The organism is Paenibacillus sp. alder61 (assembly GCF_020179875.1).
Lineage (GTDB): Bacteria > Bacillota > Bacilli > Paenibacillales > Paenibacillaceae > Fontibacillus > Fontibacillus faecis.
The window spans coordinates 1-15,019 of record NZ_JAIUDG010000025.1 but is presented as its reverse complement, the minus strand read 5'-3'; the positions used below and the strand labels follow the sequence as shown (position 1 = coordinate 15,019).

General features: G+C 51.9%; 12 protein-coding genes. 3 read left to right on the top strand and 9 right to left on the bottom strand.

Annotated features, from left to right (window positions below; translation table 11 throughout):
- Positions 1-189 precede the first annotated feature (189 nt).
- The 8 genes from LBW89_RS22535 to LBW89_RS22500 form a co-directional block, all read right to left on the bottom strand.
- On the bottom strand, positions 190-1,050 hold the full coding sequence (locus LBW89_RS22535) for a MurR/RpiR family transcriptional regulator (RefSeq protein ID WP_318249441.1): 861 nt from the start codon (positions 1,048-1,050) through the stop codon (positions 190-192).
- A 155-nt stretch (positions 1,051-1,205) separates the two neighbouring features.
- Positions 1,206-2,144, bottom strand: coding sequence for an ROK family protein (locus LBW89_RS22530; RefSeq protein ID WP_225040453.1), 939 nt, complete (start codon positions 2,142-2,144; stop codon positions 1,206-1,208).
- Entirely contained in the window at positions 2,144-3,709 is a 1,566-nt protein-coding gene (locus LBW89_RS22525) for a DUF4127 family protein (RefSeq protein ID WP_225040452.1), read from the bottom strand. The genes LBW89_RS22530 and LBW89_RS22525 overlap by 1 nt, the downstream gene beginning before the upstream one ends.
- Before the next feature lie 44 nt (positions 3,710-3,753).
- Positions 3,754-4,587, bottom strand: a complete 834-nt coding sequence (locus LBW89_RS22520) for a carbohydrate ABC transporter permease (RefSeq protein ID WP_148457185.1) — start codon at positions 4,585-4,587, stop codon at positions 3,754-3,756.
- 10 nt (positions 4,588-4,597) lie between these two features.
- On the bottom strand, positions 4,598-5,518 hold the full coding sequence (locus LBW89_RS22515) for a carbohydrate ABC transporter permease (RefSeq protein WP_170287181.1): 921 nt from the start codon (positions 5,516-5,518) through the stop codon (positions 4,598-4,600).
- An 81-nt stretch (positions 5,519-5,599) separates the two neighbouring features.
- Positions 5,600-6,934: an ABC transporter substrate-binding protein gene (locus LBW89_RS22510; RefSeq protein WP_148457181.1), complete on the bottom strand. Its 1,335-nt coding sequence runs from the start codon at positions 6,932-6,934 to the stop codon at positions 5,600-5,602.
- Positions 6,935-7,042: 108 nt separating this feature from the next.
- Complete coding sequence (locus LBW89_RS22505; RefSeq protein WP_148457179.1) at positions 7,043-7,741, bottom strand: N-acetylmannosamine-6-phosphate 2-epimerase; 699 nt, start codon at positions 7,739-7,741, stop codon at positions 7,043-7,045.
- A gap of 301 nt (positions 7,742-8,042) precedes the next feature.
- Positions 8,043-9,245, bottom strand: coding sequence for a peptidylprolyl isomerase (locus tag LBW89_RS22500; protein ID WP_225040451.1), 1,203 nt, complete (start codon positions 9,243-9,245; stop codon positions 8,043-8,045).
- A gap of 223 nt (positions 9,246-9,468) precedes the next feature.
- Here LBW89_RS22500 and LBW89_RS22495 point away from each other — a divergent pair, with 223 nt between their 5' ends.
- The 3 genes from LBW89_RS22495 to LBW89_RS22485 all read left to right on the top strand — a co-directional run bounded on the left by LBW89_RS22495 (position 9,469) and on the right by LBW89_RS22485 (position 13,228).
- On the top strand, positions 9,469-10,824 hold the full coding sequence (locus LBW89_RS22495; protein ID WP_148457175.1) for a dipeptidase: 1,356 nt from the start codon (positions 9,469-9,471) through the stop codon (positions 10,822-10,824).
- 155 nt (positions 10,825-10,979) lie between these two features.
- Positions 10,980-11,930 (top strand): ArsR/SmtB family transcription factor, encoded by a 951-nt coding sequence (locus tag LBW89_RS22490; RefSeq protein WP_148457173.1) that lies wholly within the window; start codon positions 10,980-10,982, stop codon positions 11,928-11,930.
- Positions 11,931-11,944: 14 nt separating this feature from the next.
- On the top strand, positions 11,945-13,228 hold the full coding sequence (locus tag LBW89_RS22485; RefSeq protein ID WP_170287180.1) for an MFS transporter: 1,284 nt from the start codon (positions 11,945-11,947) through the stop codon (positions 13,226-13,228).
- Between the two features lie 142 nt (positions 13,229-13,370).
- Here the strand turns inward: LBW89_RS22485 and LBW89_RS22480 are convergent.
- Positions 13,371-15,019: S-layer homology domain-containing protein (locus tag LBW89_RS22480; RefSeq protein WP_225040450.1), on the bottom strand; the 1,649-nt coding region annotated here is incomplete at its 5' end.

The window sequence follows — 15,019 nt, the reverse complement described above, 5'->3', positions numbered from 1 at the left end:
TTTCTCCTCAAATGATAGCATTGACCCTTCAAGCACACCACTTCGAACTTTTAGGAAAAATCGAGGAGGTGGAGGTGGGCGCTCGCCAGCACCCGTTCGGGACGCTCCCCCTAGAGATGACGCCCTTGCTGGGCGTACATTGAAAAGACCGCGGCATACGCCCCGGTCTCGTGCTACGCATATTTATTCTTAATACAGCTTGTCCGAAATGGCCTTGGCTGTCACTTCCCTGAATTTCAGCGCCTCTTCCTTAATCTTGAGGGTGACGCCGACATTTAAAATATCGACGATGACCAGCTGGGATATTTTAGCCGAGAATGAACTTCCCTGGAGCGGATTCTCCCTCGCGACCATCAGCAGCACAATATCGGCCAGCTTGGTGATTGGAGATCTCGCATTGCTCGTAATCACTATGATTTTGGCCCCGGCCCTTTTAGCCAGACTCAAGGTTTCGATCGTATCTTTCGTGCTTCCGGAGATCGAGATCCCGACCGCCACGTCACCGGGACGCATAAGCGATGCGGCCATCGCCTGAAAATGCGTATCCGTCTTGGCCTGGCTGCGCTTGCCGATCCGGGAAAAACTGTGGGCGGCTTGAAGCGCCGTCAATCCCGAAGATCCCACGCCGAAAAAATTAATGTTATCCGCCTGATGCAGCAAAGCGATCGCTTGCTCCAGCTGTTCCGAATTGACCAGTTCCGAGGTTTGCTCAAGAGCCCCGATATGCATGGAGATCACCTTGCGGTTCAAGGTCGACGCATCGTCTTCTTCAGTAACTTCATTATATAAACGGTCGGAAGGCTTAACCAAATCCTGGGCGAGCGAGAGCTTGAAATCCTGAAACCCTTGAAATTTCAATTTCCGGCAAAACCGCAGCACCGTGGTTTCCCCCACATCCGCTCTTTCCGCCAATTCCGTGACCGAGTGGTAAATCACATCCTGGGCATGATCCAGGATAAAATGGGCCACCTTTTGTTCGGTTTTGGTCAATCCGTTCAAATGGCTGCGGATTGAAAGCAGCGTCTTACCCATTCCTTGTTCGCTTGACAAAAAAATTCCCCTTTCAGGCATCTTAACTTACTTTAACAGTCGTAGCCCGATGTTCCAGTACATGTGATGTCTTACATATAAGTCTACATCATCTCCGGAAAATGGCAATCGCATTTGTACAAGCACCCGGCGGCCTCCTATGGTTCGTAATACTGTCAGATAAAATACTCCGCAACAGCCCCGACGACTCCGCCGTCGTTGCCCAGTTCCGCGGGAACAATCGGGATGGGTTCGGCGGCTTCCCCATAAACAGGGAGCAGACCTCTTGCAACCATCTGCCTAATCCGGCTAAAGAGAAAGTCCCCTTGTTCCGTCACCGCGCCGCCGATTACGATCCCCTGCGGATTAAAGGTATGGATCAAATTGGCCAGACCAATGGCTACGTAGCGTGCGTAGTCGTCCACGAGGTCAAGCGCCGGTCCATATCCTTCCCTGGCGCTGTTAAATACGTCCTTCGGCGTGGCGAGCAGACCGGGGGTCCCTCTTTCACGGACCATGCGAATCAATGCCGTTACGGATGCATACTGTTCCCAGCAGCCGATTCTGCCGCAGTTGCATGAAATCCCGCTGGCTTCGATGACATGATGGCCGAACTCGCCTGCGAAACCATCCCTGCCGCGATAGGGACGGCGGCCGAGAATCAGACAACCCCCGACGCCGGTCCCCAGGGTGACGCAAACAAAATCGCGCCAATTCCGTCCGGCGCCTACCCAGGCTTCGCCGAAGGCCATCGCATTCGCGTCGTTATCGATGGCGACGGGTAACCCGGACCTGGACTGCAGCAGTTGTGACAGTCTCATGCCGGCCCATCCCGGCAAATTGGCCGTCGCTCCCATGACGACGTCCTTCTCACTGTTGATCTGCCCCGCGGAGCCGATGCCGACGCCGCGGATTTTCAAGGCCAGGCCTCCGGCATAGGCCTGCAACGCCGAGATGATTTCGGTCAGGCGGTCCATCAACGCCTCGGGACCTTTTTGAGCCTCCGTAGGCAAGCTAAGGCGATGGATAATGGATCCATCGCCGTTGACCAGGCCAGCCTTGATATTCGTTCCTCCGAGATCAATGCCAATCGCGATTTCGTTTCTCATGCCCATTAGTGGACACCTCCCGTTTCGATAGCAAAGGCTACCTCAAACATCCGTCTCCACGGCAGAGACACGGATTGAACCTTCAGGCGATCCGCAACCTGCCCGGACAGATACTCTTCCGCGAAACGGTTCAGCTCTGCCTCGATTCGGGCGCATACTTCCTCTATTGCATGGGAAAGCGCAAAATAGCTGGCTCCAAGACCCGGCAAGGATTCCTCGCATACTTTTTGCCGAACCAACGCCTGGTATCCCCAATCCTCGATCAACCGGGAAATATAAAAACGTCTGCTGCCTAGACGGCGCTCATCCTCGCTTTCGGCGGGCAGTCTCCGGTAATAGGATTCGATTACCGCGTGGGCGATAACGGTCCCCAGGGAATTTCCCGAAGTATTCCAGGCGGCGTAACCCTCCAACCGTCCCAGTAGGCCGCGCTGATGAATCAGCTTCATCAACAGGTGATCAGCGCCGTTGCATAAAGCCACATCGGCAAGCATCACCAGCCCCCCGGCATCCAGGTAATACTTCATGGCCTGCACGAATTCCCTCGTATTGATTTCCGAGAAATAGGATCGATGCCTGTCGGGCAGGGCAGTCCCCGTCTCAGCCATCTCGCTCTGCCCGACGGCCGGGGAATGCACCATCAGTATGGCGTCCGCTTCTGCCGAAGTGTCGGCTATCACCGCCCCCGCCGAGGTCAAATGCGCCTTGATGCTTTCATTCAGGCTCCGATCCTCGTATTTTGGAATGCAAAGCGGCCCTTTCGTGGATGAATATCTTACAAACAAGGCCGGAGTAAATCCTTTGGCCGCGCAAAATACACGGGCAAACAACGTGCAGCCGATCTCGTCCGCTCCAGGATATATCGCTACTCGATCACTCAGCCCGGCCAATTCGGCTCGGACGGTCAACGCTCTCTGCTCCATCGCGCTGAAGCCGTATTGCGAATTATCATCGAGCGGAATGACCAGATAGTCAACCACGCCCGCTTCGACTAGATCCAAAGCCATGCCGTTCACGGCCGAGTTCACGCTCCGGCGGGTGCGGTAATCCTCAAGCACCTGGCCGGGAATCGCGGCCAGCACCTCATTCAGACGGAGCTGTTCCTCTTCCGTCAGGCCGACGCTTCCGCTTTTGTCCGTCAACCAGCCGAGTTCGTAAATCTCTCTTCCCACCGCGTCGTAATATTCCGGCTCCTCTTCGCTGCTGGAATAGGCGGGCACCCGGGTTATGAGATTAAACCCGTAAATCGCAAGCCGTGGATTCATCGACTTCAATGTCCGGAGCAAATCCAGCCGCCGCTGACAAGACTCCACGGTCTCATGATGCAGGCGGGAAGGAACGATGCCTCCGTGAACCAGCATATCCAGGGAGACGATCAGCACATCGGCATCCCGGCATTGTTCCTTTAACCAAACGCCGACACCTTCCAAGTCGGCCCGCTCTTTTTTGCGGCCGAGCAATTCCGGCGGCGGAGCCACCATCGTCAAATCGGTCATCGCCGCTAGCTGCTGCGGATACAAATAGTTGCACGGCCTTTCATCCAAGGGCAAATAGATCACTTTTGTCGTCATTGAATAACACCAGCCTTAACCTAAAGTTTACCGGGGAACAGCTCCTATTCTTTGACCGCACCCGCCGTAATTCCGCGAATAAACTGTTTTTGCATAAGCAGGAACAGAACGATCATCGGAATCAGCGACATGACCGATCCCGCCATGATGGCTGTCCAGTCGATATCCCTGGACGATTTGAACAGCGCCATCCCTACCGGAAGCGTCCGCATCTTGTCGCTGTTCGTTACCAGAAGCGGCCACAACAGATTGTTCCAGGCCGTATTGAACGTGAATATAGCCAGGGTCGCCATGGCCCCGCGGTTCATCGGCACAACGATCTTCCAGAACGTCCGCAACTGCGTGCTTCCGTCAATCGTTGCCGCCTCCAGCACCGCATCCGGCATGGACAGCATGAACTGGCGAATCAGAAAGATTCCGAAAGCGGTGGAAATCTGCGGCAAAATCAGCCCCTGGTACGTATCGATCCAGCCGAAGCTGGACACCATGCGGAACAGCGGAATCATCGTCGCTTGAAACGGAATCATAAGCGTAACCAGAAACAGCATAAACAGGAGGTTTCTGCCCGGAAACTTCAATTTGGCGAAAGCATATCCCGCCATCGTGCACAGCAGCACGGTTACGGCCGTAATCAGGAGCGCGACAGCAATGCTGTTAATATAATATTTTTCAAAAGGAATCAGGGAAAACACTTTGCGGTAATTGGCAAAGTCCAGCGAATCGGGAATCCATTTGGGCGGAAAGCGGAACACTTCACTGCCCGGTTTGAACGACGTCGACAGCATCCAGGCGAGCGGAGCCAGATTCAGCACTAGTCCCGCGCACAGAAGCAGGTATATGAACGAAAGCTGAATTTTCTTTTTTCGGAATTCTCCCATATCGGTTACCTCATTCTTCCTTCTTATAGATCAACTTGAACTGAATCAGGGAAATGATCAACAGCATGAATAAAAAGATATAGGATAAGGCTGAAGTGTACCCCAATTTCAAATATCTGAAGTTGGTGAAGATCTGGAAGACGATCGTTTCCGTCGATTTGACCGGTCCTCCGCCGGTCATAACATAGATTTGGTCAAATACGTTGAAGGAGCCGATTACCCCGTAAATCAGCAGGAAGGCCAACGTGTCCTTTAATCCGGGAAGCGTCACGTTAAGGAAGGATTTAAAACCGCCCGCTCCGTCGATTTTAGCCGCCTCATACAAATGCTCCGGAATTTTCTGCAGCGCCGCCAAAAACACGATCATGGAAAATCCCATACCCTGCCATATGCTGGTAACGATGATGGAGTACATGGCGATTTTTTTGTCGGTAAGCCATCCCACCGCATCGAAGCCGAAACTGCCGATCAAGTAATTGAGCAATCCCTTCTCGTTGTAGATCAACGTCCAAACCAGGGATACGACGACCATCGGCGTGATGACCGGAATAAAATAGGTCACCTTGAAAAAGCTCTGGAGCCGGGATAGCTTATCGATCGCCAATGCGAGAATCAGTGCAACGAACATCCCGCCCGCTAAGCTCACAACGGCAAATTTCACCGTATTACGCAATGCTTTGTGAAATTCTTGGCTCTGCATGATGCGGGTGTAGTTTTCGATCCCGATGAACTTGGCGGGCTGCAACCCGTTCCAGTTCGTAAAGCTCATCAGGAAACCGTACAGCATCGGAATCAGGCTGAACAGGATCAGCAGGATGACGGGGATTAGCACAAACGCATAAGCTTCCTTGCTCTTTCTTATCTCTTTAAGGATATTGCGCCGCCGCGGGAGCAGCTTGGGCTCCTGTCCGGCCGTGAGGTGTCCACTCATCTTCTTCATCCTTTCAATAAAGAGCGGGCATGTGAGTCCTACCCGCCCCGAACATTCCGCGATTGCATGCGTGTGCGTCACTTACTCTTGCGCAAGAATCTCGTTGACTTGCTCCGCAGCTTCATCCAGCGCTTCCTGCGGCGTCGCTTCATTCATAACCGCTTTGGCGACCGCATCGGAAATCGCCTGGCTGATTTCCTGCCAGGAACTGACGACCGGGTTAGGCGTGCCTTTTTCAACCGCTGCCTTAAACACGTTCATCGGAACTTCGTTGCCGAAGAAAGGATCCGGAGAATTGACTTCCGGCGATTCCAGGGCCGGCAAATATCCGGGTGCCGCGCCGGAGGTCTTGTAGATTTGAATCGCATTTTCTTCACGGCTCAGAAATTCGATGAATTTCCAGGCTTCTTCTTTGTGCTTCGATTTTTCAAAGATACTGAGATATGTTCCGCCGATATGCGTCCCGTATTGTTTGTTGCTCATCGCATCAGTAATTTTCCATTTACCTTCCTGTTCCGGGTTGCTGTTCTTGATCAAGCCCATGACGTACGGTCCGTCCTGGAACATGGCGATCGTGCCGTCCTTCAGTCCGGCCACATAGCTGCCGCGATCCGGCGTCCAGTTCACCCCGATTTTATGTTTGTTGACGAGATCGGCGTAAAATTGCAGGGCTTCAACGCCTTCCGGACTGTTGAATGCCGCCTGTTTGAAGTCGTCGCTCAGCACCTTGCCGCCGTTTGCATAAAGGAATGGCTCATAGTGGTACCAGTCCGGCATGACGAGGAAAGCATATTGGTCCGTTTTCCCGTCTCCATCCACGTCTTTGGTCAGCTTTTTGCCGACTTCGACAAGTTCGTCCCAGTTCGCGGGCGGAGCCGTTACCCCTGCTTCTTCCAACAAATCGCTCCGGTAGTATAGCGAGTAGGAGTCGAAGTCGTAAGGAATCCCGAACAAGCCCTGATCGGTCGTTGCGGCCTTGATCATTCCTTCACTGTACACCGAATTAATATCCTCGCCGTTGATCTTGCCGCCGGATAGCGCATTGAGATCGGCAAACAGTCCGAAGACGGTATATTTCGGATTCCACATCAGGCCGGTGGTAGCGATATCCGGCGTTTCCCCTCCGGATGCGGCCGCGGCCATTTTGTCCCAGAAGTTATCCCATGGCTGCTCCTGAAAATCCACTTTGATGTTAGGGAATTCTTCTTCAAATTTGGGAATCAAGGGTTTGATCGGCGTAGTCGCTCCATAGTTATCCCAAATCGTAATCGTAACCTGCTTCCCGCTGTCTTCCTGCCCTTCCTTGGCGGGCTGATTTCCATTCGCTTCCGAACCCGAGCCGGAACAACCGGATAAAACGACGATAGATAGTAATAATGAGGACAGCATAGCCGACATTTTTCTTTTGTGTTTCATACATAACCCTCCTTTAGTGGTGTTCAGGTATTACATGCCAAACATGATTCCGTAAAAAATGAAGACGCCATCACCCCTCTCCAAATTGGTCTCCTGAGCCAAAAGGGATTAGCCATGCACAAAGTGTGCCATCGCTTCGGTATATTTTCTGGTGATCGTATCGGGTCTGGTGATCGCCCCCCCGATCACTACGGAGTACGCTCCTTCCAGCAAACAGCGGACCGCTTGTTCGGGGCTATGAATCCGCCCCTCTCCCAGCACGGGAAGCGAGACGCTGCGGCTAAGTTTGGCGATCAACTGAAAATCGGGTTCCTTCGATTGCGGACTGTACGGCGTATACCCGGATAAAGTGGTTGAAATGAGATCAAAACCGAGTTTCTCGGCCGCTACGCCTTCCTCCACCGTCGATACGTCGGCCATGAGCAGCACTTCGGGATAGGCCTGCTTGGCCTTCTCGACCACAGTCTTGAGCGGCATTCCGTCCGGACGGTCGCGCGAGGTCGCATCCATGGCAACGATGTCGGCCCCCGCGGCTATAACTCCCTCCACTTCCTCCAAGGTAGGCGTTATATATACGTCATATCCGGCATATTCCCTTTTCCACAAACCGATCACCGGCAACTTCGTCACGCGTTTGATCGCCCGGATATCGGACGGTGTATTTGCCCGAATGCCCACCGCATGGCCCATTTCGGCGGATATCGCAAACCTGGCCATATATTCGCTCCCGTAGAACGGTTCCCCTTCGAGCGCTTGGCAGGAAACGATCAGTCCGCCTTGAAAGGATTCAATTATGGGGTGTGTCATAGATAAGACCTCCGATATACTGGTTTATTTCTCCTGAAATAATAAGTATGGGAGAATATTTTCTCCAGATTTGTTTTAAAAAAATATCCGTTCAAGCTCACAGGGGTTGATTGGATATTATCTTCTTTTTATAAATAAAAAGTGGTTATTTCCTTCATTATAGAGTGAGCAGTTTCCTTTGTAAACCCATTTTTGGCATTCGTCATAAATAAATTGTTAGACGTCCTACCACCTGCTGTTCTAACCATGAAAACAAAAAAAGGAGAAGCCGTTCAGCTCCCCCTTCTATTAGACAAATATTTTATTTTGTAGCCTTATTACTTTCGGCAGCCGAATTCTCTGCACCATCCGTCAACATGTTCTTGATGTTCGCTTTGTTGCGAACCTCATTCAGCCACGATCCGCTCAATTGGGATACCTGCTGCGATACGAGCGTCTTGCGGATTTCCTCCTTCTTCTCCTCCAGCGTTGCGGAATGGGCTTCCTTCCGGTCCGTTAATTTAATGACCTGATAACCTTCGCTCGTCTTCACCGCACCGCTGATTTCGTCTTTGGCCAGCTTGAATGCCGCATTCTCAACGGCTTCTTCCCGTTCGCCGCGCGCGAAAAAGTCGGTGTCTCCGCCGTTCGCCTTCGTCGCTTCATCCAACGACTTGCTCTTCGCCAGCTCCGCGAAATCTTTGCCCGCTTTCAGTTCCTTAATGATCTCATTGGCTTCCGCCTCCGTTTTGACCAGTATAACGGAAGCGCGCACCTGCTCCGGCGTATCGAAGCTCGCTTTGTTTTCTTCAAACGTCTGCTTAACCTGCTCGTCCGTTACTTTTACCTCAGGTTCAAGTATTTTGGTCAGCAGCTGGTTCATTTCGAGATTCTCGCGCAAAAGCTCCATCGTCATACCGCTTTGAGTCAAGGCCAGATTCAGATTCTCCTCCGAGCCAAAGTTTTTCTTGTACGTTTCGATTTCCTTGTCGATATCGGCCGCCGTAACGGTGATATTCTTCTTGGCGGCCTCCTGACGAACCAGTTCCTTCATAATAAGCTCATCAAGCGCCGCTTCGCCGCCTCCGGCTTTCGACAGCTCGTCGTACAGCTGATCCTTGGTAATCTCTTTGCCGTTAACGGTTGCCACGGCCTCGGCTTTATTCGGAACGAATGGAGGCTTGACCAGCACAACAACTAGGAGTGCCGCCAGCACAAGGGAAATGATCGGCCACACCTTTCCGGATTTTCCCGCGGCTCCGGCTGTTCCGCCTGAGGCAGGTGCGTCTTCCTCAGATCCCTCTCCGCTCACCGCGCTCATCATCGCTATCGTTTCCGATTGTGCCAGATTTACTTCGGGGATCACTTCTTTTTCATCCTTTGGAGATTCAGGGGATTCAGCGGTTTCCGCCCCCGTAGTCTCCTCTGTATTCTGAACGGAGGCTTGTCCTTCCGCTGCCGGTTCCCGGCCCTCTTCCGGCTGCTCCGGGTTTACTTCCCATTCTTTTTTCTCTTTTTCATCCATTCGTCGATTGACTCCCTTCATTTATTGACGCTGCTCTTGCTAATGCATCTCTTATGACTTTATCAGAATTATGCCCGGAATACCTTAAGGATTCCTAAAAATAAGGCGGATTTTTTTAAGTTTATTTTAATGTCCCTCCGCAAAAGCTATACTCGCATTCGTGTTATGGAAAGAAAAGGTGTAAAATAAGGAAGAATACACTGGTCGGGAGGAAGCTGACTTCATGGAATATCAAGCTTATTTTCAACAAAACAGGGAAGAACATTTAAAAGAGCTCGGAGAATTGCTCGCCATTCCGAGCATTTCCGCCTTGTCCGAGCATAAGGGCGACGTGCTGAAAGCGGCGGAATGGATCGCCGACTCGCTGCGGCGCGCCGGCATGGAAAACGTCGAAATTCATCCGACGGACGGCCACCCCGTGGTCTACGCGGAGCATTTGCACGCTCCCGGTAAACCGACGGTCCTCGTTTACGGGCATTATGACGTTCAACCGGTCGATCCCCTGCATTTATGGGAGACGCCTCCCTTCGAACCGTCGATTCGCGACGGAAAGCTGTATGCGCGGGGCGCTACGGACGACAAAGGGCAAGTCTTCATGCACATCAAGGCGGCTGAAGCGATCTTGAAGCAGGAGAAGGAACTGCCCGTCAATCTCAAATTCTGCATCGAAGGCGAGGAAGAAGTGACGAGCCCGAACCTGCCCGGCTTCTTGGAATCGCACCAGGACAAGCTGGCGGCCGATGTCATTCTGATCTCGGACACCGCGCTCCTGGCCCCGGGAAAACCGGCGATCTGCGTCGGTCTCCGCGGGCTTTGTGCCTTGGAGGTATCCGTGTTCACCGCCAATACCGACCTCCATTCGGGGACGTTCGGGGGCGGGGTGCCGAACGCCCTGCACGCGCTCGTGTCCTTGCTGGATTCGCTGCATGACGAGAAGGGCCGCGTCGCCGTGGAGGGCTTCTACAAAGGCGTTCCCGAACTAACCGCGATGGAGCGGGAAGAATTCGCCAAACTGCAATTTGATGAAGACAAATTGAAAAAGGACCTGGGCCTGAGCTCCCTGTACGGGGAAGAAGGGTACTCGTTTGTGGAGCGGACGGGCGCCCGCCCGACCCTGGAAATCAACGGGATGTACGGCGGTTTCCAAGGTGAAGGAACGAAAACGGTGCTTCCGAAGGAGGCTCACGCCAAAATCACTTGCCGCTTGGTCGGCGATCAGGATCCGCAGGATGTGATCGATAAGATCGAAGCGCATTTGCACGCCCACCTGCAGCCGGGCGCAACCCTCGAGGTGAAGGCGACCGAGAAGGCCCGCGCCTTTACGATCGATCCGGCCGATCCGATGCTGCAAAAAGCGGCCGACGCTTACGAGCGCATCTACGGAACCCGCGCCCTTTTCACGAAAGACGGCGGCTCCATTCCGATCGTCGAGACGCTGTCCCGCGTCCTGTCCGCCCCGTCCGTAATGATGGGCTTCGGCCTTCCGGACGAGAATCTGCACGCGCCGAACGAGCACTTCAATCTCGAAAACTTCGATAAAGGCCTCCTGACGATCGTCGAGTATTTGAAGTCGCTTTAAAACTATATTCCAAAACTAAACCGTCCAAACGCAAATGCGCTTGGACGGTTTTTTGTTGCCAATTCGACTTAGTTATAATAATATAGAACTTAAATTAAGTTCTATATTTATAGAACATTTATTTTAGCCCTAAAAGAAAGGAACATGTACCTGTCATGTCATATAAAGTCGAAGTGGATTTTGCTCCGGTTTATGAATGCGTAACAAGTCTGAGTACTTTTTTTAACAAACAAAACCATGGTGCGATTGAAGCCGGAAAGACCTGGGTCCGTGAGGTTCAGGATCTGTTTGCCCCCGTAAGTTTGCACAAGATGCGGGATGCAGTCAAACTCTTGAATGACTTCAGTCTATCTCCTTTTATTTGGAGATGTCCCGGCCCCCGTACAGTAACTGGCTTTTTGGATTGGTTTGAAGGTCTTTCCACCGGCCAATTATTCGACATCTCGGCGGCGTGCGGACAGACGGTCCCCTCCAATCTCACAGAGCTACGAAATTCAGCTTCCGAAATTTTGCGGGAATGGGATTTGAATTATTTCAGCCGGATTGATTCACGGATTCTGGAAGGGCTTCAGCAGGAAGCTTTGTCGCTGCAGTCCCGGCTAAACAAAACAAAAAGTATGGACATATATGAAGAAGCAACAGGGGGAATGCGCCTGTACCCGCACGAGGAGCTTAAACAAGTCGTCTTAATTCCTCAGTACCATTCCCGGCCGCTTGTCACCTCCAGCTTCTTTGAGTCGATGATATTCACTAATTATTCCTGCGATCTCTTTCCTGAGGCGCCCGGTTACCCTTCTCCAAGCCTCCTCAGGCTAACCAGAGCATTATCGGATGAAACCCGGTTACGCATTCTCCATTTATTGTCACGCAAGCAGATGACTTTTACAGAAATCGTGCGCGAGATTGCTTTATCCAAAAGTACGATTCATTACCACTTAATCGCGTTACGGGCCGCGGGTCTGGTTATCGTGCACTACTATCCCAAGAATATGGAGTTCAAATCCGTAGAATACAGCCTGCGCAGCGAGGCCGTGAACTCTCTTCCCCTCCAAATCGGCGCCTATCTCAACTATGATGCCCCTGTAAAAACGAATACAGAGGCATAGAGGGGATGATTTTGGTGAAAGGGCAAAAACATGCTTATTATGGGCTGCTATCCACCGTCACCCTGAGCGGTTTTGGAGATGCCTTCGGCTTACTCTCCATGGAATGGCTCGTATACGAGATCACCGGCTCGAAACTGGCCATGGGGGCACTCGCGTTATCCTCCGGAATCCCTGAACTGATCCTCCGCCTTCTCGGTTCTCCACTCTCCGACCGATGGCCTCGCAGCCGCCTTATGGCCGCTCTGGCCGCCTTACGGCTAACTGCCGTTGTTCTGCCGCTGATCGCCGGACTGATCGGTCAACTCCAACTTTGGCATTTGTTCCTGGCCGCAGGACTTAGCGGTTCATGTTCTGCCTTATATTTGCCGACCGCGATGGCGCTCGTGCCAGATGCCGCGGACTCACGTAAGCTAACCCGGGCTTTTGCGGTCATCGATGGCTGCAGGAACGCGGTGACCTTGATCGGTCCGGCGATGGCCGGCGCCGTGGTTGCCGGCGTGGGATCGCTTCCGGCGTTGGGCGTGAATGCCCTATGTTATATAGCGGCCATTATCATGTTGCTGTTCCTGCCGAAAACTTTTCGGCCCGGCAAAACTTCGTCCAGCCCTTCTATTGCGGCCTATCTCCGGGAAATCGGAGAGGGGTTCATCTTCTACAGGAAATTTCCGGCAATGCTGGCCATTATGGGGATGGTCTCGATCAGCAATATGTGCTCCGTAGCCATCTGGACGATGATGGTTCCTTATGTCAGTGAAGTGTTGCACCGGGATGCCGAGGCCATGGGGACACTGACGGCCGCTACGGCCTTGGGCACGTTAACAGGGCTCGGACTCATTTCAATATTAGGAGAGATCAAACAACGGAGAACGGTGATGATCTCAAGTTTGGCCGCCATGGGTTTCTTCAACATGATTCTGGGACTTGTGTACAGCTACACGATTGCGTTAGCCGCACTGTTCGCGGTCGGTGTATCCGGTCCATTCTTTGGCGCTCTGAGTTCTTCGTTGCATGGCAAACTCGTTCCCGGTCATCTCCAGGGACGCGTCAATGCGATCCGCTTTCTGATCGGAGGAAGCCTGCAGCCTGTAGGGGCCTTTGTCGGCAGCGCGGTAGCTGATCGCTATGGCGTGCAAATGTTGTTTCTGGTTGCAGGGATCATTCCGATACTTAGCTCTTTCGCCGGCTTGTTCTTTTCCAATCTCAAAACACTCAATGGGGACTTGTCCGAAATAGAGGCCCGAAGCCAGAAAAAATATGCCTTGGGGGATGGAAAGGGCCAGGTACCCTTTGACAAATAACTAAAGAAAACCTTATTAGAACGGCAAAAGACCTCCGATCCGCTTGTTCAGCGGCTGGAGGTCTTTCCTCTGAATCAACTTTTCAACAATGTCTTCGCCTAATTCTATCTCTCTTTAGCTTTTCCGGCTTTAGTTCCGAATATTAGTCTATAAATTTCAACAACCTCAACAATCTCTTTATGACTGAAGCTGCCTCTGCTCGAGTAGCGGTTTCCTTCGGGTCAAGAGTATCCTGGGATTTTCCTTGGATCAACCCCTGACTTATAGCTTGGTTCATTGCCTTCTTCGCCCAAAGGGATACCGTACCCTCATCTTTGTATGCAGGCAAGTTAGGAGTATTGGAACTTTCCCTTTCCCCGTTTCCTTTAACATACTCCAGCGCTCTTTCAGCGATTAGAGCGATTTCCTCCCGGGTTATAGGATCATTGGGAAGGAATTTGTTATTCTCGTTCCCCTGCACCAATCCTGCTTCTATCGCCGCTCCAATACTTCCGGCATGCCAATCGTTGGCGGTTACATCTGAAAACCGATCCGACTCCGCGTCTTCTTGTAATCCCAACCCTCTTGCGATTAAGGCGACAAATTCGCTACGGGTTATGGGTCTGTTCGGATCGAATTTTTCAGGGGTTACGCCCTGTAAAATAAGCTTATTTGCCATTAGTTCCACATCATCGTATGCCCAATGGCCATTCATATCCGAGAATTTTTTATCTGCCGAGATTACGGTATAAATACTGTTGTGAGCTGTCTTTATAGTAACCTCCGTAGACCCGTCCTCATTTTCAAAGAGTGAAGGAACAAAATGCAAACGATTCGTTTCAGGATTCATCCATACCGCAGTTGAATTTTTTGCGGAAACCGTTTCGCTCAAAAGGAGTTTTCGCTCAACATATTTATTTGAAAAATCGGAAATCTCCCGCTGACCGGCACGAACCAAAAATTCAGTTGGTCCGGGTTCGGCTTGCACTGCTTTTTCATTAACAACCATGCCTTGAATCAATGATTTCGTCTCATTATCCAATTTGGTGATTTGGATGGACAATGTTTCTTCGTTATAAGTCTCCGCCCATTTCTGGATTAGTTCTGCAGGTAGGAAATATTGAGCCTCAGAAGAACCAAATCCAATACGCAGATTGCCGAATGCCTCTGAAATGCGGAAAGAGTTCATAGGCAGATTAACTATAATATTTGACCCAAATTGGGCTGCATCTATCATTAAGGTGTGGGATCCATTTTTGCGTAACTCCTTGGTCAGATCGTCCTCATTAATATCTAACGTCGTCCGCTCACCTGCTTCAGTCAGCGTGGTTGTTTTTTTTGCATTAACCAGTATCCCACTTTGCGAGTTAACCAAAGGAACCGAATTTGATACACCGGTAACGGTCCCCCCATTATTCTTCGAACCTTTGTTAAGTGATACAGGCAAGCTGCCAAATTTCCACCCGTTCGACCCCAAGATACCCGCGAACGGGTTGCCGCTGCGGTCCGTGAGCGTTCCCGGTGTCACTTCCACGTAGTACGACGTTCCCTCTTCCAGTCCGCCGTCCAGATACAGATCCGCTCTGCTTCCATTCAACGTTCCATAGCCGGTTGTAAACCTACCGCCCGACACGTGAACTTGTTTTGCTATACGGCCATCCAAGGCTTCATGTACTATGACGTCGCCCGTTCCCCACTGCACCGGTTCGTTAAACGTCATGCTCAGCCCTGAAACTAACACCGCTCCGCTGCCTTCCGGACTCTTGCTCACCATCTGCGGGGCTGTTTGGTCCACCGTCCGGAAGCTCCACG

Excerpts from the sequence above, each read along its gene's own strand:
- LBW89_RS22525 (WP_225040452.1), bottom strand. The coding sequence starts at position 3,709 with ATGACGACAAAAGTGATCTATTTGCCCTTGGATGAAAGGCCGTGCAAC.
- LBW89_RS22505 (WP_148457179.1), bottom strand. The coding sequence starts at position 7,741 with ATGACACACCCCATAATTGAATCCTTTCAAGGCGGACTGATCGTTTCC.
- LBW89_RS22510 (WP_148457181.1), bottom strand. The coding sequence starts at position 6,934 with ATGAAACACAAAAGAAAAATGTCGGCTATGCTGTCCTCATTATTACTA.
- LBW89_RS22495 (WP_148457175.1), top strand. The coding sequence starts at position 9,469 with ATGGAATATCAAGCTTATTTTCAACAAAACAGGGAAGAACATTTAAAA.
- LBW89_RS22520 (WP_148457185.1), bottom strand. The coding sequence starts at position 4,587 with ATGGGAGAATTCCGAAAAAAGAAAATTCAGCTTTCGTTCATATACCTG.
- LBW89_RS22490 (WP_148457173.1), top strand. The coding sequence starts at position 10,980 with ATGTCATATAAAGTCGAAGTGGATTTTGCTCCGGTTTATGAATGCGTA.
- LBW89_RS22500 (WP_225040451.1), bottom strand. The coding sequence starts at position 9,245 with ATGGATGAAAAAGAGAAAAAAGAATGGGAAGTAAACCCGGAGCAGCCG.
- LBW89_RS22530 (WP_225040453.1), bottom strand. The coding sequence starts at position 2,144 with ATGGGCATGAGAAACGAAATCGCGATTGGCATTGATCTCGGAGGAACG.
- LBW89_RS22515 (WP_170287181.1), bottom strand. The coding sequence starts at position 5,518 with ATGAGTGGACACCTCACGGCCGGACAGGAGCCCAAGCTGCTCCCGCGG.